Source organism: Nostoc sp. UIC 10890 (assembly GCF_054786515.1).
The window spans coordinates 397,048-417,059 of record NZ_JBSGKF010000001.1; the positions used below are offsets into that span (position 1 = coordinate 397,048).

Below are 20,012 nucleotides of genomic sequence, written 5' to 3' on the forward strand. Positions count from 1 at the left end.
TTATTATACTTTTTGTCGATATAATTACCGTAGATTATATTTCAGGAGTTATATAATTAGGCAAGTTGGAGAGCAATTGAATTAGAATTTTCATGAATCAGGTATAAATTCATGACTGTTATAGAAGAAACTTCTTCTATATGCATTGGTAATGCCAAGATGGAACTTCATACAAAATTGGTATTAGCTCGTCTTCCGCTTTAGGCTTGCCGCATTCCCGCGCTATCATCTGAGAAAGATAAAACTGTTGTGATCATGGGGAGGTCTTTCTCACTTCAGGAATTCCAACAACGAAATCATCCCGTAGGATAGACAGGCAAGAACCCTGCCTGATAAAAATATGGGAAAATTTTTGGGAAATCCCTCAAGACTCAGGACTCGCTACTTATCTGCTCACTCAGGACTCAGGACTCTTTATGTTAGCAGGCACAATTTTGCAGGATGGAAAATATACCCTAATTCAAGAAATAGGGCGGGGTGGCTTTGGCATTACCTTTAAAGCTACGCATCACTACTTGGGTCAGGAGGTGGTGATGAAAACCATCAATGAACGGCTGCGACAACATCCTGATTTTGCTAAATTCGAGCGCCAATTCCAAGATGAAGCCAGACGATTAGCTACGTGTATACACCCAAATATAGTCAGAGTTAGTGACTTTTTTGTGGAAGCTGGACTGCCTTATATGGTAATGGAATACATTCCTGGGGAAACCTTGGGAGACGCATTTGTATTACCAGGAATACCTTTGCCAGAAGCCACAGCAATTCATTACATCCGGCAAATTGGGGCAGCGTTGCAGGTAGTACATAACAATGGTTTGTTACATCGTGATGTCAAACCAGATAATATCATCCTTCGCCTGGGAACGCAGGAAGTAGTATTAATTGATTTTGGCATTGCCAGGGAATTTAATGGGGGTGTGAGGCAAACTCACACAGGTCTGGTTTCTGAAGGGTATTCCCCCATTGAGCAGTACTTGACGCAAGCGCCACGTACACCCGCCACAGATGTTTATGGTTTAGCTGCAACCTTATATGCACTATTAACAGCCCAAGTTCCCATGCCAGCATTATTGCGCGATCGCGAGCAAATGCCTTCCCCTCGTGAACTGCAACCACATTTAAGCGCTGCTGTCAACCAGGCAGTAATGCGCGGTATGGCGGTAGAGTCTCGTTTTCGGCCAGCGACGGTTGCTGAGTGGCTGCAATTGCTACCTGGAAATGGGGTGAATGGAACACCGCAAGTTTTACCCACTTACGCAGTGCCAACTGTTAATTTATCTGCACAGCAGGCAGCAACTATAATTGGGAAAACCGGCCAAAATCGTATTCATAGACCATCTGCGTTGGCGCAGCCCAACCCAGGCATCGCTAAGGAACCTGCACTGGCTAAAAAGCTGGGATCATCTCAGGTATTTATTGGTATAGGTGTAGCCCTAGTTGCTGCTACAGCAGGTTTTGGGATCACGAGCATATTACCCAAATCTCAGCAGCAGCCAACTGCAAAGCCGCTTTTTGAACAGCCCACTCAACAACCAGACGCGAAAGTACCTGACTTCAATAGTACATCGTCATCTCCGGGTGAAAACACTAACAGCACGTCAAAAACCGAATCAGCACCCGCCTCTAATTCCAAACAGCGTCGGCGTAATCGTCGTTCTTCCCAAGAAGAATCTCCCCGTAGCATCCCTACAGAAGAATCACAAAGCGGCAATTCTGAAGAATCCACACCTTCACCTAGTGTTTCACCCACACCCTCGCTAGTGGAGAAACTACGGGCAATCCGCTCATCTCGGAATGCTTCTCCCGCACCCTTGCCCCAAAATAACTTACCCGCTTCTAATCAAGATTCTGTATCTCCTCAACCCGTGAGTCCGTCCAACCCTGTGGTTATACCACCATTGCCACCAAAGGAATCCAGACAATCAGATCCTTCTGCTGTAGTAGTACCAACACTGGAAAAGCAAAATACACCAACTAATATTCAACCCCAGAATGTTGAAAAGTTTGAGGAAAAGCTACAAAATCAATAACTAGTCAATTTTGGATTTTGATCAAGCAGCGCAGTGAATCCAGCACAGTACTGGCTCCTCTTAACTAATTACGAATTACGAATTATTTTAAAGAGAGTTCGCGAGGAGCAAGCCTATTTTGTACAACAACTTCCCCTTTCTTATTAATCTTCACCGGATTCTTGGGAAAAGCTTGATTATTCAAATAACGCATAAGTTTAACAGTCCGAAAACTCTGATCAATCTGAGGGATTCCCTGTCTATCCATCCGAACAGGAATAATTTTACTTGATACCAAATCTCCTGCCGGGTTGAGTTTAACTTCTAAAATCATTGAGTCACCTGTTTGGGCATTTGTAGATAAAGTCCTATATCCCAAAAAGTTTCCTAAAGAATAGGCAATGATTTTTCCTTTATAAATTTCCATCGCTCTCGGAACGTGAGGCCCATGTCCTAGTACTAAGTCTGCTCCCGCATCAATCATGTTTCGAGCAAACTTGATCGAATTACCTCGGTTTTCTCCATAAAAAAACTCTGTCTGATTCTTAACGTGTAGCGCCCCGGTTCCTTCGGCTCCAGCGTGCATCGAGACTACTACAATATTGGCTTTATTTTTGGCTTCTGCTATGAGTGCTTGGGCTGCTCCTAAATTATGAATGGAATTATACATCTCATAAGGAGAAAACCCAACCATAGCTACAGGGATATTGTTAGCTTCCAAATAAAGAATTTGATTTTTATGACCTAATGTTGCAATGCCCACAGCCTCAAGATTTTTCTTTGTATCTTTGAATCCTACAGGCCCGAAGTCCATTGCATGGTTATTCGACATATTGAACACATTAAAACCAGCCTCAGCAAATAGCTTGGCGTATGCAGGTGGAGAGCGGAAGGCAAAGACTTGGCCTCGACTAATATCTTTGTCAGTATAGGGATGATTAGTTAGACTACTTTCAAAATTACCAAATAAAATATCAGATCCTTGCAAGTGAGTTCTCACTGATTTTGGTAATAGTTGATCTCGAAAACGAGGTAATCTATGGTTTGGGAAATTAGTGCCGGGAATAATATCTCCAACGGCTTTGATGGTAATAGTATTTGGAAAGGTTTTTTGTTCTGTTGTTGATGGCGTCAGTTCAGGGATAACTAATGGAAATTGCACCGGCTCAGTAGGTGTAGTAGCAGCGTTTAATCGCTGTGATTGCCCAAGCCGGATAATGACTCCTATACTAATACCCAGATATAAACAAATGCTGATAAAACTAAATGAGAGTACTCGCCCCAGGCTGCGATCTACCATCGTTCACTCCTCACACGATGGCATTAGTTTATCTCAATTATCCCAAAAAACTGTGTTGGCTGTGTATATTTTAGTGTTTTTCGGGAAATACTTGACTAAGTAAGCACTGAAACATCATCTCATCTCAGTTGCAAATAATGAACCAGTACAACACGGTTTGAATGTTTGAATCCAGATATCATCTCAATTAATTAGACAAGTCTGAATTTTCACGGTATCTGGAAAACCTCTCTCTAAATCTCTCTCCTTTTAGGAGAGAGACTTTGAATTTTCCCCCTTCCCGCATCGGGAAGGGGGTTAGGGGGTTAGGTTAATCCTTACCTTTTCCAAATGCGCTGAAAAGTCAGAGACAAGTAGGGGCAATTCATGAATTGCCCCTACTTGAGCAACTCGTTAAAGATAGGCAAACTTCCGCCACAGTGTACTAGTTTTTCAGTAATTTTTTTAAACGGAGAGGGGGGGATTCGAACCCCCGTTGAGTTTCCCCAAAACGCATTTCGAGTGCGTCACCATGAACCGCTCGGACACCTCTCCAGATATTTATTCACACATTTGAGTGTCTATTTCATATTCAAATGTCATGAATTGAGGGAAATGTTAATGCATTCCCTATAATATCATAGCATTATCGCTTTTTTGCGTAATGCAACGCTTCGGGAATAAAGCCTGATTGGGCAAGTAACATAGTTTCAGGATTAATGTCTGCGATCGCCAGTGCCATAATCTCCATTAGCGATCGCATCTGCCAATCGTTTCAACATTATTGTGTCATAAACTAGCGATCGCTTCGGCAACTAGTTTAGAAACAAAGGGCAAAATCTCCCGACTCTTAGCCTGTGCTTTGCCTTCAGTAAATACCACCAAGAGGTAAGGACGCTGTTCTGGTAACTCAATATACGCAGCATCATGGCGAACTTGACTTGTCCAACCTGCCTTTGACCAAATTTGAGTATTTTCAGGAAGTCCGCCACCTAAAAAACCTGTGATCTGATTTTCCTCAGTGTCGGATGGTAAATCGTTGAGAGTCCGTTTGAGTAAAGCCATCATTGCTTGCGATCGCCCACTTGAAACCGCCACCCCACCTACAATACTATGCAGTAACCTAGCGATCGCATTTGTGGTCAACATATTCCGATTTTCCAGTAACTCACCTACAAACGCCCGTTCCCGTCCATAAGGGCCATCACCCCACGTTTTTTGACAGACGTTAATCGTCTCCAATTCTTCCCAACCCAAAGATTGGTAATAGCGGTTAACAATATTACGCTGATATTTCCAGGTTTCAAAGGGCCCGGTTGGTAATTCTGGCCCTGATGTAGTGCCACTGAGAATATCCACAACCAAGCTGGTAGCATCATTACTAGAATCGACAATCATATCCCGTAAGGCTCGTTCCAACTCCTTGGAAGTTTGACTCATGCCTTTTTCTAGCCATTCGTTTACCGCCACCAGGTAAAATAGCTTGACTACACTAGCGGGATAAATTCGTTCAACACCGCGATAAGTAAAACCACGAACTGGATGATCCCAAAAAGCATTGGGAGTCAGCGCCCCACCAGTATTTACTAGCACAGGGGGATCATAAACAACCCAAGTCATGGCAATTTGATTCCGGGCTAAGGTCGGAAAGGCTGCCCAAGTTGCATCTAAAATGCCATTACCAATATTTTCGAGTTGTTCGTCTCTATTAAAAAAAATCATTCTCTAATAATGTCCTTTAATCTAAAATCCAAAATCCAAAATCCAAAATCAGGGGAGTATCAGTGTTTAGCTGACCTGAATTTATATGATTCTCCTGAATGTACACGCTTGGCAACTCAAGCCGCATCTGGGCGACATTTATGGGTAACATCAAATCAGCAAAATTCAGCGATTGAGGTGTGTTTGTGTGAAGATGACTATCCGGGATGGGTATCCTTTTCCGATTTGGATTCATTACAATCTGCTACTGTACCTTATCAGGCTGCAACATTTTCTGAAGCTGAAATTAAAAAACTCCTAGTAGAGGTCATCGCCTTTACCCAAAAAGCGATGCAACAATCAAATTATTATCTTTGGGGTGGTACGGTTGGGCCAAATTATGACTGTTCTGGGTTAATGCAAGCGGCGTTTGCTTCGGTGGGTATTTGGCTACCTAGAGATGCCTATCAACAGGAAGGATTCACGAAACCAATTACTATTGCAGAATTAGCAGCCGGGGATCTAGTATTTTTTGGAACTAGCCAAAAAGCAACCCATGTCGGACTTTATTTGGCCGATAGTTATTACATCCATAGTTCTGGGAAAGATCAGGGACGCGATGGAATTGGGATTGATATTCTTTCGGAACAGGGAGATGCGGTTAGTCAGTCGTACTATCAGCAGCTGCGAGGTGCTGGTAGAGTTATCAAGAGTTACGAACCACAGAGACGCTGAGGGCGCACAGGTATATGAGGAGTGGGTTGGTTAATCAAGGGTTAAGTGAGGAGAATGGGGCTATTTCAGCAATTGTCCCAGATGTTTCAGTGGTGTTGCCAATACATGACGAGGTGGAAAGTTTGCCGCTTTTACTAGAAGCGATCGCATCTACTTTATCCTCTAGTCAAATAAATTATGAAATTATTTGCGTGGATGATGGTTCTACAGATGGTTCCGGGGAATTTCTCAAGAAAGAGGCGCAAATTCGTACTAATTTAAAAGTGGTAATTTTGCGTCGCAACTACGGACAAACTGCGGCGATGGCTGCTGGATTTTATTATGCAGTCGGGAAAGCGATCGTCACTTTAGATGCTGATCTCCAGAATGACCCAGCTGATATCCCCATGTTATTAGCAAAGCTAGATGAAGGTTACGATTTGGTCAGTGGTTGGCGGCAAAAACGCCAAGATGGTGCCGTAAATCGCTTACTTCCTTCCAAAATTGCCAATTGGTTAATTCGCCGCACCACTAGCGTGAATATTCATGACTATGGCTGTTCGCTGAAAGCCTATCGTGCAGAACTTTTGGCAGATATGAATCTCTACGGGGAATTACACCGATTTTTACCTGCTTTGGCGTACATTGAAGGAGCTAGAATTACTGAAGTACCCGTGCGCCATCACGCCCGTCGCTTTGGTCGCAGTAAATATGGAATTTGGCGGACATTCCGGGTATTGATGGATTTGTTAACCATTCTGTTTATGAAAAAATTCCTCACCCGCCCGATGCACGTTTTTGGACTGTTGGGCTTGATTTCAATGGTTTCGGGAACGGGGATCGGAATTTACTTGACTTTTGTCAAATTGGCTTTAGGTGAAATGATTGGCAATCGCCCGTTGCTAATTTTGGCAGTTCTCCTGCTAGTAACTGGTGTGCAGTTGTTTTGCTTCGGTCTTTTGGCAGAATTGCTCATGCGTACATACCATGAATCCCAAGGAAGGCCTATCTATCGCGTGCGAGAAGTAGTAGCAAAAAATGTTAAGTAAGGTAACAATGGTATTGATTTGTCATTGGTCATTGGTCATTGGTCATTAGTCATTGGTCATTGGTCATTGGTCATTGGTCATTAGTAAATAGTTAGAAGTAAATAATATTTGGTTGACTCTAGACAAATGACAAATGACAAATGACAAATAACAAATAACAAAAAACTCATTCAATAGCATCTACCTTGAAAGCATTTAATACCTTTGATGCCGAACTACGGAGCAACCTGCTGGTTTTATTTACAGCAGGTTTATTATTCTGGTCGAGCTTGTCTTCGCTCTTACCAACCCTACCGCTTTACATCGATCATGTGGGCGCAAACAATCAAGAAATTGGGATTGTGATGGGTAGTTTTGCCATTGGGTTGTTGCTGTCTCGCCCAATGTTGGGACGATTAGCCGATGAACGTGGCCGAAAAATTGTCTTGTTGATTGGTACGATAGTAGCTGCGATCGCACCCTTTGGTTACTTGGCAACTCAATCACTTGGGCTACTCATCCTGGTGCGGATTTTTCACGGCATTAGCGTAGCTGCTTTTACCACTGGCTACAGTGCCTTAATCGCAGATTTAGCTCCGGCTGAAACTCGTGGTGAAATCATAGGTTACATGAGCCTCACAACTCCCCTTGGTTTAGCAATTGGCCCCGCCTTGGGAGGGTATTTAGAAGCTACCAGTGGTTACGGGATATTATTTCTGCTATCTGCTGAATTGGGTTTTTGCGCCCTCTTGGGGATTGTCCAAGTTAATAATCCACCAGTGCAGACACAGGAACAAACTCAGGGAGAAAATCACAATTTTTGGCAAACCTTGAGCAGTCCACAGGTGAGAGTTCCAACTATAGTTATGTTGCTGGTTGGTTTGTCCGTCGGTGCTGTACATACCTTTGTATCGTTGTTTCTCAAATCCACTGAGTTGGACTTCAATGGCGGACTGTTTTTTACAGTTGCGGCAATTTCTAGTTTTAGTATCAGGGTGTTTGCTGGTAAGGCAAGCGATCGCTTAGGTCGTGGTTTGTTTATTACCTTTGGTATTTTTTGCTATGTTTTGGGGTTAATATTGCTGTGGCAAGCTCACAGTGCGATCGTTTTCTTACTGGCTGCGATCGTTGAAGGTGCTGGTGGTGGTACACTGATCTCGATGATCATCACCATGATGGCAGACCGCTCACTGCCGCAAGAACGGGGGAAAATTTTTGCTATATGCATAGCTGGACTTGACCTGGGAATTGCGATCGCTGCTCCTCTTCTGGGTACTATTGCAGAACTTGTAGGCTACCGCAATATGTTTGGCTATGGTGCTGTGATGACTTCTCTAGCACTTGTCATCTTCCTCACCCAGTCGAGCAAAAACCTATCTAACTCCCTGCGCTTTGCACTAGGTTTAGCTCCAGATGCCTACTCATTGAACAACCTAAAAGTTAGGAGTGAAGAAATTTAACTCTTCACTCCTAACTTTTAACTCTTAGCCTTCAAAAACGGGCGAGGAGGGATTCGAACCCCCGACACCGTGGTCCGTAGCCACGTGCTCTAGTCCACTGAGCTACACGCCCTCACCGACAATCTATATTAACACGTTCTAACTAAATGACGCAAGATAATTTTCCATCTAATTTTGCCAGCTTAACCCATCTAGATCACCACGGACAGGCACAGATGGTAGATGTGTCTGATAAAGCACCCACTATCCGCCAAGCAGTAGCCGCTGCTAATGTGCGGATGCTGCCAGCCACCTTCGCTGCCATTCAAGCTGGAAATGTTCCAAAAGGGGATGTTTTGGCAACTGCAAGATTGGCTGGGATTATGGCAGCCAAGCAAACAGCCACTTTAATTCCTCTGTGTCATCCTTTGCCTTTGCAAAAAATCGCAGTCGAGATTATACCCGACCCGCAACTACCTGGTTATCAAATTCAAGCCACAGTTAAAACTAAAGCTGAAACTGGTGTAGAAATGGAAGCCTTAACTGCCGTTTCTGTGGCCGCCCTGACTTTATACGATATGGCAAAAGCTTTAGAAAAGTCGATTCAGATTGAATCAATTCATTTAATCAGTAAAAGTGGCGGGAAATCAGGAGATTATTCCCCGCCAGAGCAAGAACCTAGATTATCTCACCTATAGCTTTATTGAGATCGGCTGGGCTATCAAATTCCTCATCATCTGGCAGTTTCTCTAACAGAGAGAGAATTTCCTTATCTGCTCCTTGCTTTTTAGCGTGCTTAGTCAATTCTTTCTTACTCGCGGGATAGTCAACACCTTTCAAGTGTTTTTGTATTTCAACTGGATTTGCCTTAGCCATTTTTATCCACCTCTAAAGGTTCTTTCCATGTTCACAAGTGGATATATTTGCTCCCTCTATCAAAAAGATGAATCATTTTTAACTGAGAAAGATTAAAAGCTCATCCACTAGGTTGATGAATCATGTATGGGGAATGGGGCATGGGGCATGGGGCATTGAAAAGAGGCAGGGAGCAGGGAGCAGAGGAGAAATAGGTAATTTTTTATTCAAGGATTGAAAGACAGAGGATATAATTCTGGAAATCTTCCTCAAGTTTGGCCTACCCAAATTAATCTTAATTCTCTGATTGGCAAACTCAAAAATCAATGCTCATAACCATAAATAAATTTTATGACTAACGAGATTACGGAAAAACTTAAACAAGCTTCCGATGGTTTGTTAATGATAAGTGAATCAGAGTATCCTTTTGAAGTTTTTTTGTGGTCTAATCAAGCGCAAGAACCAATGACCGCTCAAAAACTTCTCCAGTTAGCAGGACATCCTCAAGAAACATCAGTTGAAGAAGTCGAACTAGATTATTTTTTTCGGAACTGTGCCCAAGAAAAAGAATGGCACGATGAAATACAACAACAAAATGTGCCAAAGTTTAAATCACTTGTCAAAATACTACAAGACACCTTCACTGATATTAAAGTTTATCGCATAGGTACGATAAATATTGATGTCTATATTGTTGGTAAAACTCCATCTGGAGATTTAGCCGGAATTTCGACAAAAGTTGTAGAAACCTAACTAATCAAACATCAGCCTGTCTATAAATTATAGACCAATATAGTTCAGATAATACCAAAACACTTGTAGAGACGGCGATTTATCGCGTCTCGAAAACCCACAAATTTGTACAATTAGCCCTTAACTGAACCGTATTGAATTACAGACAGGCTTTAAGTTTTAAGTGAAGTAAGTATCCTTACAAATTGTCAACTCTAGACTCAATTACACTTTGAACAGACGAAGAAACATTAGAGAGCAAATTGTAACCAGTGTTTATTTCAATGGAATCAACACTAACTCTGTAGTCTCTCCAGCTATTATTTCTAATTCCCTGCGAATTAGGCACATTCACTGCAATTACTCTTGTGTTAGTAGTGACGTTGCTAGCATTAGAATTTAATGAATTGAATACTACAATAACCTTCCATGTTCTGTTCGGAACTGTAACGTTACCATTAGCAATTGTGTTTCTTGTTCCATTCGACCCAGTTCCACCAGTGCCATAGGAACCCGAAATAATATAGAGTTCTTTCCCCTGGTTTACTAAGTCTCTAGAATAGTTTTCTAGTGCAGCCCAAGGCCCCTGATTATTATCAGGTGACTGAGGAATTATATTCGTCATTAAAAAAGTAGCAGAGTTATTGGTAACTGTATTTGTCCTATCTGCTGAAGCAGTCATGTGTCCCCTATCAAAACCGCTACCAGTGTAATCGGAAGAAGTGACTCTGTAGCAGTTTGAAGGTAATGTAGTATCTGCACGAAAATCATCTTGGCGAGGTGCGCTTCCTAGCCATGATGTGTTTAGCTGCCAACTTACCCAATTTGGTGTCCCTCTATAGCAATTGTGAGAAACTGCGTATTGAGATTTGCTCAACAAAAGATTACTGTAACTACTGCCAGCATTACTAGGATTGCCCATTCTTAGATGAACACTTGAGGTTTGGGCTGTTAGTGGCTTTTGTAGATAATTAAGCAGAGTGAAAGATATTGCTGTTGGTACAGCAATAGTTAGAATAGCCCTGAGAAAATTAGACTTCTTCATTTGTTACTATTTATTTGTTTAAACAAACTACAATTGTTTCTGTTAAAGTTACAGAAATTCAGTAAAACTTACCAATCGCAATATAGCTATGGTTGTATAAAGAGAGGTTAAAAAGCTGTAAACATTGCGTTAACATCTAGTAATTATTTAGTTGATTATCTGAAATTAGATAATCAACTAAATAAGATGAAAAACTTATATAAGTAGGTATAGCAATCCTAAATGAGTTGTGAAAATGCGCGATGTCCAGATCCCCGACTTCTCGAAGAAGTCGGGGATCTAATTTTTCACTAATGATTTAGGATTGCTATAGACATAATTAAATATAAAATAAACTCCTAGTTTGTAGTGAGCGATTTATCGCTCAGAGCAAGGATTATCAGGACTAAAGTCCTTACCCTTCGGGTTCGTTAGTCGCTCATGGGGGAAACCCCCAAGACCGCGCTAACTCACTACAAACTTTAAATTTATTTATGCCTAGATACTTACTTAGTATTGGCTTGAATAATTGAGTGATGGCGCGGAGTGCCCGCGCCCAAGCGATCGCTATTTTCGCTCTACTGAGGTCTAGAGGGTATTTTGACTGATTGACAAAATACGCATTATCTTAACCTCTCACAAGAGCTTAGAAAGAGGAAGGAATATTAAAAAATATTCCTTGGTCGAATTGATCTTTCAAAAAGTCTTCCAGTTCAATTTCGTCGTCATTTGGAACTTGAAACCAAGTCTCGAAGTTGTGCTTCAAAAAGTATCTAAAAGATTTCCAGCCAAAAAATTGCTGCCCAATGCTTGTGATTGCGACGTTCATTGTATTTTCCTCAGATTGTTTCAAGTATGTAATTAAGAATTGGTTAAACAAATTGGCGTTCCACAACAAGTTGATGAATTGTAGCAAGCTGTTCTTAGGCAGTTCTTGTACAGGGGAAGCAGACGGAGAAATTTTACAATTTGCTAAATCATTCCGCTTTCTCTGCAACGCCAACAAATTAATCATTGTTCAGCGCTCTCTGCACTAGCAAATGTATTGAGGAATAGAATTATTCTGATTACAAGGATCTAACCTCAACTGATTCAATACCTGCTGTAATTCCACTTCTGATATATACTTCTCCTTAAGCGAACCGAAGTACAACAGTGCAGTTTCATAGCAGGCGACAGTTATGTTAGTGCGCTCCTCTGAACTTAGTGCTGCCACTATTTGAACTGTCTCATCCACATGCTTTACGTCACTACCTAAACAACTGTGCATTCGCAGGCAGCGAGTAGCATAGGTATTAGGTGGTAGTATCGCTTCCACCTGTTGAATATGCTCTGCTTTGATATTCATTGCTAGACGTTCCATCGTATAGCAATACCCAACGCAACCAATTGGATCTGCTGCTTGTACGCTCTGAGTGAAGTAACTCAGCAAAGCCATAGCACTCGGAGGGAGGAGTGCTTTGACTACAGCTTCCGCCTCATATCCCATCGACTGAATATCAAGCAAGGCGAGGCGATCGTGACCTTGTTCTTCACGAGCTTTCTGTGCCGCCCACTGTGCTAAACTCCAGCGTCCCAATTCAGCAAAGCGCCCAGCTGCTTCTTCCATTAATACCCCAGTAGAGTGAGTTAAATGGTAGGAAGCGGCAAGTTGCCAGATCCAATGGGAGGGAGTTAAGGCCGGTGGCTTGCAGTTGGGTAATGTATCTTTGGCAGCAGATACTATAGCTCTATCTAGAAGCTTACGAGTCTCAGATATAGTGTCCCTGTTAAATATCAGTTGGATAAAGGGATTACTACTCTTTAGACTTAATTGGTTACTTTTGTTAGGTTTGTCGATGTTAGTTGAACGGAATAATAGATTCATGGCAAGTTTCTTTCATTTTCATGGGTTGTTTCTACCCATTCACGAATAAGGTTGTGGAGGATAAAGCGTTGCATAACCTCTCTTTGAGCACAAAGAACTTTAAATTGTATCTTCAGGGAGGAGGGAATGTATGCCTTGATATGCGTGATATCGTCTCGGTCTTCATCTAAGGTGTTAGTCATGAAAGAAGAAGTTGGGCCATCAGCCTTTACCCATTCGCTGATTAATACTTCCAAGACTTCACTCATCTTTAATCCATATTGTGCACAGAGCGCTTTAAACCGAAACTTAAGCGCTTTCGGCATACTACCTTTAATCACCGTATATGACTCTTGCTCCTCCTTATACATCCAGGCTACAAAAACAAAAGTTCAAAAGTCCTTTGTGATCTAGGGTAAGTTTTCTAAAAATTTTCACCAGTAAAGACTAGTGAAGTTAAGAAAAAAGTTATTTAGTAGTGACAACACTGCACGCATTTTAAGAAAATTCCAGAAAATAAAATATACAAACACAATAATGATAATCATTATATAAAAGTGGGAGAGCTTGCCGTTCTTAGCCTCTCCCTTCCCTTTTTGTAGTAAATTTAATGATGATTTTATTTTGGGGTGGATAAAGATGTCAATACAATTAACGGATTCACTGAAAAAGTTGTTGAAGGAAACCGCACAGCAATTAAAAGGTGCGGACAAACGTAAATTTATAGCACAAACAGTTGTGGCATTAGGACAGGGGGGACAGTCTCTAGCGGAGCGAGAGTTAGGATGGAATCGTGTAACTATTAGTAAAGGAATTAAAGAATTAAGCACTAGTATCACTTGCGTGGATAATTATCGAAGTAGAGGGCGTTATAAAGCAGAAGTAAAACTACCAAATCTTTTAGAAAATATCAAAAAAATTGTCGATTCACAAAGCCAAATAGACCCAATTTGTAAAAGCCAAAGACTGTATACACCTCTTTCTGCTGCTGAAGTTAGACAGCAGTTAATTGATAAATTTGGTTATACTTATGAAGAATTACCAACTTCGGAAACAATTCGTGTCAAGTTAAATGATTTAGGGTATTGCCTCAAGCCGATTGCCAAGATTAAACCTCAAAAAAATACCCGAAACTGAATTTTAGAGAATCATTAGAATAAAAAAAATGATGGGATTTAAACAGCATTATATTTTGCTAAAACTATGACTGGGAATGATAAGCATTCAGTTGTTAAGTTAGTCAGTCAAACTTACTTGATGGATACATTTAACTAAAAAAGTCATGTCCTACTGCACTTTCAAGAAATACGGAGAGTAGGGAAAAAAGTGTTTATTTCATTCGTAGTAGGTGGTGCGGCTGCTCCTAAGTTGCTCTTGAGTGCAGATATTTATCTTGCATATTTTTCGCTTTTAAAAATGATTATCATTTCAATTAACTGTATATTTTATTTTCTGGAAGTCTCGATTTTTGAAAAAGCTAAAAAAATAGTACAAATACCAATAATTTACAATAATAGTCTGTCTTCTATCTAAAGACTGAGATATTGATTATGTTTAAGTTAAATATTAGATAAAAATAACTTATTTTTTAGTTAAGTCAAAATAATGTCAAACACTGATTTGAAGTGTGACTGGTTATAGCTATTGAAGTTATCCTATTTTTCTTGTCCAAACTAGGCACTTACGTTTTTAATATTTTCTTTATAATTTTCCTAAAATTCTATATCTTCACTAGTAAAAACCTGACTAAAGTAAAAAGATAGATAGTGAAAGGACTTAGGTAACGCGAAAACCAAAAGTAATTAACGCGAAATGCTAGCTCTTTCCTTCCCAGAATTTTGCTACAGAGCAAACATACTTAATCAATGCAACCTCAAGATGAAAGGTTGAGAAGCAACTTCCAATTTTTCTAGATTCCAAAATTCCTTTTTTGCAAATAACTATTTAGTCACTACGAGGTCAGTTGTCATGGTTCAAATTCTTGAAAATCCAGCAGTCAAGCAACCACCCATTAGTAATAGAGTTGAAAGTTTTTTGCTAGATATGTTCGATAATGTTTGCCAAACTATTGAGGAAATAGATGGAAGTAAACTTGACGAACAACGCTGGACAAGAGATGAAAGAGGCCAATGGGTACAAGGTGAAAACAGCAATGGTGCTATATATATCGACAAGTCGCTGCGGAGCGGGAATGTATTTGAAAAAGTAGGTATCAACTACGTATCGATGCAAGGTGAGTTACCTCCTGGTGTCACCTTCCGAGGATCGGATGTTGTGATGGCTGACCCAACAACTATAACGCCAGATCAAAAAGGTACTTCTTTCTTCGCTACGAGTACCAGTGTTGTTATTAATGGATCTAATCCAATGATACCGACAGCACACGTTAACTATCGCTACTTCCAATTGGGTGATGGCACTGAACCTGGTTCTTGGTGGTTTGGCGGTGGAGGTGATTTAACACCAATTTACTTATTTGAAGAAGATGCAGTTCATTTTCATCAAGTACATAAAGCAGCTTGCGACCAGCACGATGCAGAACTCTATCCACGCTTGAAAAAGTGGTGTGACGAATACTTTTATCTTCCTCATCGCAGTGAGTGTAGAGGTGTAGGTGGAATTTTCTTTGACAATTTACAACATTCCGATGTCGAAACTTTACTTTCCTTCGTAAAAACTTGTTCTGAAGCTTTCATCCCTGCTTATTTTCCGATTGTCAAACAACGTAAGGATATGGAGTTTACAGAACAGGATAAATATTGGCAGCGCATCAGACGCGGACGTTATGCCGAATTTATTCTACTGCATGACAGAGGTGTTCGATTCGGATTGGAAAGCGGCATCGTGAGTACACAAAGTGTTCTTAATTGTATGCCTGGAGAAGCTTTTTGGAACTATAATGACCAACCCACCGCTGATAGCCAAGAAGCAAAGCTTCTAGAGGTACTGAGAAATCCCCAGGAATGGGTGTAAAGACGGTCAAGAGCAGATTTGAAAACAGCAGCTGATAAAAAATGTTGGCTACCCAAATCCTAACCCTGTTTTGTTACTCTCGGAAAACAATAATCGAAGCAAGATTCCGAAACTTTGATCGAGTCAAGCTTTGAGTGTTTATTTTCTAACAGGAACTGAAATTTGGAACCAAAACCTGAAGATTTAAGCTCTGAAAGGCTTTCAGTGATTGGGTTCTCCCAAAGTGATAAAAGAGGGCTAATACCGTTTCACCTGAAGATTGATACAGATGGCAGCCTGTTCTTGAGCCAGGGAAAGTAAGAAAAGTAATTTGTATCAAGAATTGAGTGAAATGGTATAACAAGCGCCCAATTTTTACTCTTTACATTTCTTTAGAGATAGCCTCTAAATAGGAAGTAACAAGGTGTTTATGGAAAAATTGCCGACAAGTATTTTGCTAAAAATTAACCAATTATTTCGCTGGTCTAACTCAACTGAATTCGCCAACTTCAAAACTGAAATTAGCAAGTTTTTCCAAGCTCAATGGTTGAGTTCTCTCTCCATCAAACAACTGCAAGAAGTTGACATTGTATTCTTGTGTATGTTCGCTAGCAGATATCTAACGTTGACGATCATTTTACTATACTTATGGAGTTCAATTCATACTAGCCCTGAATCACCAAGGACATGCTAGCCCTGAAGTCAATCGTAGGATTATAGGAGCAAAAAAGTTTCTGGCGATCGCTGTCTGAAATTTAGCAGTAATTAGCCATCGATTAGCTCGTTTTTTTAGGTCATTTAAATGAGTAACAAACACGGAGAACTGGCAATGGATAACGTTATAGGTATTGGCGACATTACCATGAACGATGTGATGCAAATGGATTCTTCCAAAGCAGTAAGTATGTTTAGGAATCGATTTGCAGCCTACAAGAAACTGTCAGATGAAATTGGAGAAGATGCAGCTTTTGAACAAATGATGTTAGCCTACCCTAGTCATCAAAAAGCGTTCATGGGTGCTTTCATTGACAATACCACCATAGCGAAAGGCTTTACCGATGCAATTCCGATCTTTCGGATCATGGGCTTCAAAATGCAAGTCGTAGATATTTCCCAAGAAGGAAAAGATGCTGCACTAGAAATTCAACGAGTTTGCCCGGTGCTTTCAATTGCCAAAGAATATGGACTTGAAAGCCCTTGCCGAGTTATTTGTGAGATGGAACAAGAAGCAACCAGGAGAGCATTTCCTGGGATGAAAGCTGCAATTATTAGCAAGCAAGCAGATGGTGACTGCGTTTGTATGTTCAAGTATGAAAGACCTGCCAAAGGGTTAGAAGTAAAGCCGCAAAAAACACCGAGCTTATTCTCTCATATTCTCGATTTGATTCGCTTGACTCCTAAAATCTTGCAGATTGGGATGAATCTTTTAAAAACATCTCTTTCTAAAGGATCGTAACTTTTATGAATGGCATTCTTCAAGACCTCAAGCATTTGATTGCAGGTGAAGTCAGCAACGCTTCAGAAATTTTGACAGAAGTTTCCGAAGATTTTGGTGGTATATTCCAAAAGTCTCCTCAAGTTGTTGTCACTCCTCAAAACGCTAACGATATTGCCCAAACTGTTAAATATGCCGCTCAAAAAGGATTAGTAGTTTCTTCACGCGCTGCGGGACATTCGTTAGGCGGTCAGTCTTTAAACCAAGATGGAATCGTTTTAAATATGAGGAATCTCGATAAAATTCGAGAGATCCAAAAAGAGCAACTCTGGTTTAAAGCTGATGCGGGGACTTCTTGGAATCAAGTAATTGATGCTTGTATTCCTGATGGTTTAGTTCCTCCCGTATTAACCAATTATTTTGGTGTTTCTGTAGGAGGAACTCATTCTGCGGGTGGTATAGGTGCAGCCTCTTTTCGTTACGGAAATCAAGCTGATAATTGTCTTGGTTTAGAAGTCGTAACAGCAGAAGGTGATATTCTCTGGTGTTCGCCTGAAGAAAACAGCGAACTTTTTAATCACGTACTTTGTGGTTACGGTCAGTTTGGAATTATTACCCAAGTTCAGCACAAACTCAAAGTTTATCCTTCCCAAACCCGCACGTATTTGTTGTTCTATGACAACCTAGATGCTCTTTTGGATGACAAACGGGTTTTAGTCACCGAACAAAGGGTGGATCATCTCGTATCTTTCCCAGTTCCCTGTTTGCAAGGAGTATCTAGAGCAACAGGAATAATGCAACCTTTGATTCAATGGTTTTACACCTTGCGGATTACTGTTGAAGCAAATTCTATTGAAGCTATTGATGACAAAGAAATCCTTGCTGGCTTAAATTTTTACCGTCATATCCATACTGAAGACTTGGGATTTGCACAATTCATCGAACCGATGATTCAAGTAGATAGTAAGGATATCGCTCACCCTTGGATGGATGTTTTTCTTCCCGCATCATCGGCTAAAAATTACATTGAAACGGCTCTCAAACAGTTGCCTTCTTTTCTCGATATTAGTAAAGCCCAAATGGGCTGCTTTTGCTTGGTAAACCGGAATAATAAGATGCCGATGTTTCGTTTACCGCAAGACGAAGAACTAATTTTTGGGTTTGGAATTTATCCCAGCATTCCGAAATCGCAAGTTCAACCCATCTTAGCTGAATTGAAAAAGCTCAGTAACCTGAGTTTAGAGATGGGCGGAAAAAGATATTTAACTTGCTGGATAGATTTTACGATTCAACAGTGGCAAAGCCAATTTGGCGATTACTGGCCAAAAGTTAATCAAATCAAAAGTAAGTACGATCCCAAAGGAATATTTAACTCTGGCTTTTTTGAGTACGAACAGATCGCGCCACAGGAAAACCAACTTGTTGGGAATGTTGCTACTAAGTCTGCGATCGCAGTATAAGTCACTTCTCAATCATCTTGTTTAGAACCATCCATATTACTTGACCGAGGCTCTAGAAGAAGACAAACTTCAAAAGAGGAAACATGAATATCGCACTTGTAGGTCTTAGTCACAAAACAGCCCCGGTTGAAATTCGGGAAAAACTGAGTATTCCAGAAGAACGAATTGAAAACGCGATCGCTCAGCTGTGTAAATACTCTCACATTGAAGAAGCTGCCATTCTTAGCACTTGTAATCGTTTAGAAATTTACGTAGTTGTAAACCAGATAGATCGGGCGGCTCAAGAGGTTACAGAGTTTCTTTGCGAGTATAGTAAACTGCCTTTTGCAGATTTGCATCAATACTTGTTTACTCTGCTACAGCAAGATGCTGTTAGGCATTTGATGCAAGTTGCTTCCGGTTTAGATAGCTTGGTGTTGGGAGAAGGACAAATTCTAGCTCAAGTCAAACACACCTTCCAACTGGTTCAGCAATACAATCAGGGCGATCGCATCCTCAATCAGTTGTTCAAGCAAGCCGTTACCACTGCAAAGCGGGTGAGAACGCAAACATCAATCGGTACGGGTGCGGTTTCGGTTAGCTCTGCGGCAGTAGAATTAGCCCAAATCAAAGTAGAGAAGTTATCGGCTTGCCGAGTGACAATTGTCGGCGCTGGCAACATGGCTCGGCGACTGGTGCAACATCTAATCTCTAAAGGCGCAACTCAAATTTCGATTGTCAATCGTTCCCTGGAACGAGCTGAGGAATTGGCGAATCAATTTAGTGATGCTGGAGTGCAATATTATCCCCTTGCTGAATTGATGTCATTAGTGGCAACTGCGGATTTGGTCTTTACCAGCACTGCTTCAGTTGAACCCTTACTCGATAAAGCCAAACTCAAAGCTGCATTGCAACCCGAACAGCCTTTGATGCTGGTCGATATTTCAGTGCCTCGTAACGTTGACGCGGACGTTAATGAGTTACCTCACGTGCGAGTGTTTAATGTTGATGATTTAAAAACCGTCGTTGCCCAGAATCAAGAAAGTCGTCGGCAAATGGCAATAGAGGCGCAAGCATTAATCCAAGAGGATTTAGACGCATTTCAAACTTGGTTGCGATCGCGAGAAACCGTTTCCATTATTAGCTGTTTACGGGATAAACTCGAAAAAATTCGTGAACAAGAGTTAGAAAAAGCTTTGTCCCGTATGGGGTCTGATTTTGCTAAAAAACATCAAGAAGCCGTTGAAGCCTTAACTCAAAGGATTATCAACAAAATTCTCCACGAACCGATGGTGCAACTGCGGACGCAGAGGGATGTAGAAGCTCAACGCCTTGTCCTCCAAGTTCTGCAAGAGTTGTTTAACCTAGATACAGGAGAGGTGCAATCTAGTTTTGTTGCCCAAACATCCTCCCTATCAATAAGCACCGTAGAGATAGCAGCAAAAAACATCAATGTTGCTCAACTGAATCGGGAACATTTCAAAGTTGCTCAAATGAGACTTGAAAGTATTGAAGTCCATGCAAAAGTCGAAGAAGTTATTGCTTAAAGCGTAACT

The 20,012-nt window shown here is 41.0% G+C and carries 17 protein-coding genes, 2 tRNA genes and 1 pseudogene; 11 read left to right on the plus strand and 9 right to left on the minus strand.

The features are described from left to right. Nucleotides 1-416 precede the first annotated feature (416 nt). Nucleotides 417-2,033 (plus strand): serine/threonine protein kinase, encoded by a 1,617-nt coding sequence (locus tag ACWATR_RS01715; RefSeq protein ID WP_460328882.1) that lies wholly within the window; start codon nt 417-419, stop codon nt 2,031-2,033. A gap of 82 nt (nt 2,034-2,115) precedes the next feature. Here ACWATR_RS01715 and ACWATR_RS01720 read toward each other — a convergent pair whose 3' ends face one another. The 3 genes from ACWATR_RS01720 to ACWATR_RS01730 all read right to left on the minus strand — a co-directional run bounded on the left by ACWATR_RS01720 (nt 2,116) and on the right by ACWATR_RS01730 (nt 5,013). Further along, nucleotides 2,116-3,312, minus strand: coding sequence for a CapA family protein (locus ACWATR_RS01720; protein ID WP_460328884.1), 1,197 nt, complete (start codon nt 3,310-3,312; stop codon nt 2,116-2,118). 449 nt (nt 3,313-3,761) lie between these two features. Next, a tRNA-Ser gene (locus ACWATR_RS01725) sits at nt 3,762-3,846 on the minus strand. A gap of 234 nt (nt 3,847-4,080) precedes the next feature. Then, nucleotides 4,081-5,013 carry a serine hydrolase gene (locus tag ACWATR_RS01730; protein WP_460328886.1) on the minus strand — a complete coding sequence of 311 codons (933 nt, stop codon included), beginning with the start codon at nt 5,011-5,013 and terminating at the stop codon, nt 4,081-4,083. A gap of 9 nt (nt 5,014-5,022) precedes the next feature. Between ACWATR_RS01730 and ACWATR_RS01735 the strand changes: the two genes are divergently transcribed. The 3 genes from ACWATR_RS01735 to ACWATR_RS01745 all read left to right on the plus strand — a co-directional run bounded on the left by ACWATR_RS01735 (nt 5,023) and on the right by ACWATR_RS01745 (nt 8,194). Beyond that, a complete protein-coding gene (locus ACWATR_RS01735) occupies nt 5,023-5,727 on the plus strand; it encodes a C40 family peptidase (protein ID WP_460328888.1) in 705 nt (234 codons plus the stop codon). Nucleotides 5,728-5,741: 14 nt separating this feature from the next. Next, complete coding sequence (locus ACWATR_RS01740; RefSeq protein ID WP_460328890.1) at nt 5,742-6,755, plus strand: glycosyltransferase family 2 protein; 1,014 nt, start codon at nt 5,742-5,744, stop codon at nt 6,753-6,755. Nucleotides 6,756-6,940: 185 nt separating this feature from the next. Continuing rightward, nucleotides 6,941-8,194: an MFS transporter gene (locus tag ACWATR_RS01745; protein ID WP_460328892.1), complete on the plus strand. Its 1,254-nt coding sequence runs from the start codon at nt 6,941-6,943 to the stop codon at nt 8,192-8,194. Nucleotides 8,195-8,232: 38 nt separating this feature from the next. Here ACWATR_RS01745 and ACWATR_RS01750 read toward each other — a convergent pair. Continuing rightward, a tRNA-Arg gene (locus ACWATR_RS01750) sits at nt 8,233-8,306 on the minus strand. 34 nt (nt 8,307-8,340) lie between these two features. Here ACWATR_RS01750 and moaC point away from each other — a divergent pair. After that, nucleotides 8,341-8,871: a cyclic pyranopterin monophosphate synthase MoaC gene (moaC, locus tag ACWATR_RS01755; RefSeq protein WP_460328894.1), complete on the plus strand. Its 531-nt coding sequence runs from the start codon at nt 8,341-8,343 to the stop codon at nt 8,869-8,871. On the opposite strand, the gene ACWATR_RS01760 is transcribed toward moaC, so the two are convergent. Further along, complete coding sequence (locus ACWATR_RS01760; RefSeq protein WP_460328896.1) at nt 8,852-9,049, minus strand: DUF2795 domain-containing protein; 198 nt, start codon at nt 9,047-9,049, stop codon at nt 8,852-8,854. The genes moaC and ACWATR_RS01760 overlap by 20 nt on opposite strands. A 330-nt stretch (nt 9,050-9,379) precedes the next feature. Between ACWATR_RS01760 and ACWATR_RS01765 the strand changes: the two genes are divergently transcribed. After that, nucleotides 9,380-9,781, plus strand: coding sequence for a nuclease A inhibitor family protein (locus ACWATR_RS01765; protein ID WP_460328898.1), 402 nt, complete (start codon nt 9,380-9,382; stop codon nt 9,779-9,781). A gap of 178 nt (nt 9,782-9,959) precedes the next feature. Here ACWATR_RS01765 and ACWATR_RS01770 read toward each other — a convergent pair whose 3' ends face one another. The 4 genes from ACWATR_RS01770 to ACWATR_RS01785 all read right to left on the minus strand — a co-directional run bounded on the left by ACWATR_RS01770 (nt 9,960) and on the right by ACWATR_RS01785 (nt 12,956). After that, a complete protein-coding gene (locus ACWATR_RS01770; protein ID WP_460328901.1) occupies nt 9,960-10,805 on the minus strand; it encodes a DNA/RNA non-specific endonuclease in 846 nt (281 codons plus the stop codon). Between the two features lie 625 nt (nt 10,806-11,430). Beyond that, on the minus strand, nt 11,431-11,799 hold the full coding sequence (locus ACWATR_RS01775) for a hypothetical protein (RefSeq protein WP_460328903.1): 369 nt from the start codon (nt 11,797-11,799) through the stop codon (nt 11,431-11,433). An 18-nt stretch (nt 11,800-11,817) separates the two neighbouring features. After that, complete coding sequence (locus tag ACWATR_RS01780) at nt 11,818-12,651, minus strand: hypothetical protein (protein WP_460328905.1); 834 nt, start codon at nt 12,649-12,651, stop codon at nt 11,818-11,820. Continuing rightward, on the minus strand, nt 12,648-12,956 hold the full coding sequence (locus ACWATR_RS01785; protein ID WP_335052654.1) for a hypothetical protein: 309 nt from the start codon (nt 12,954-12,956) through the stop codon (nt 12,648-12,650). The genes ACWATR_RS01780 and ACWATR_RS01785 overlap by 4 nt, the downstream gene beginning before the upstream one ends. 319 nt (nt 12,957-13,275) lie before the next feature. On the opposite strand from ACWATR_RS01785, the pseudogene ACWATR_RS01790 reads away from it, so the two are divergent. The 5 genes and pseudogenes from ACWATR_RS01790 to ACWATR_RS01810 form a co-directional block, all read left to right on the plus strand. Then, nucleotides 13,276-13,768, plus strand: a pseudogene (locus ACWATR_RS01790) (ISAzo13-like element transposase-related protein); the annotation flags it as partial. An 830-nt stretch (nt 13,769-14,598) separates the two neighbouring features. Further along, entirely contained in the window at nt 14,599-15,603 is a 1,005-nt protein-coding gene (hemF, locus tag ACWATR_RS01795) for an oxygen-dependent coproporphyrinogen oxidase (protein WP_460328908.1), read from the plus strand. Nucleotides 15,604-16,384: 781 nt separating this feature from the next. Next, nucleotides 16,385-17,038, plus strand: a complete 654-nt coding sequence (locus ACWATR_RS01800; protein ID WP_460328910.1) for an L-2-amino-thiazoline-4-carboxylic acid hydrolase — start codon at nt 16,385-16,387, stop codon at nt 17,036-17,038. Between the two features lie 5 nt (nt 17,039-17,043). Continuing rightward, nucleotides 17,044-18,477, plus strand: a complete 1,434-nt coding sequence (locus tag ACWATR_RS01805) for an FAD-binding protein (RefSeq protein ID WP_460328913.1) — start codon at nt 17,044-17,046, stop codon at nt 18,475-18,477. Between the two features lie 83 nt (nt 18,478-18,560). Next, nucleotides 18,561-20,003, plus strand: a complete 1,443-nt coding sequence (locus ACWATR_RS01810) for a glutamyl-tRNA reductase (protein WP_460328915.1) — start codon at nt 18,561-18,563, stop codon at nt 20,001-20,003. Nucleotides 20,004-20,012 lie beyond the last annotated feature (9 nt).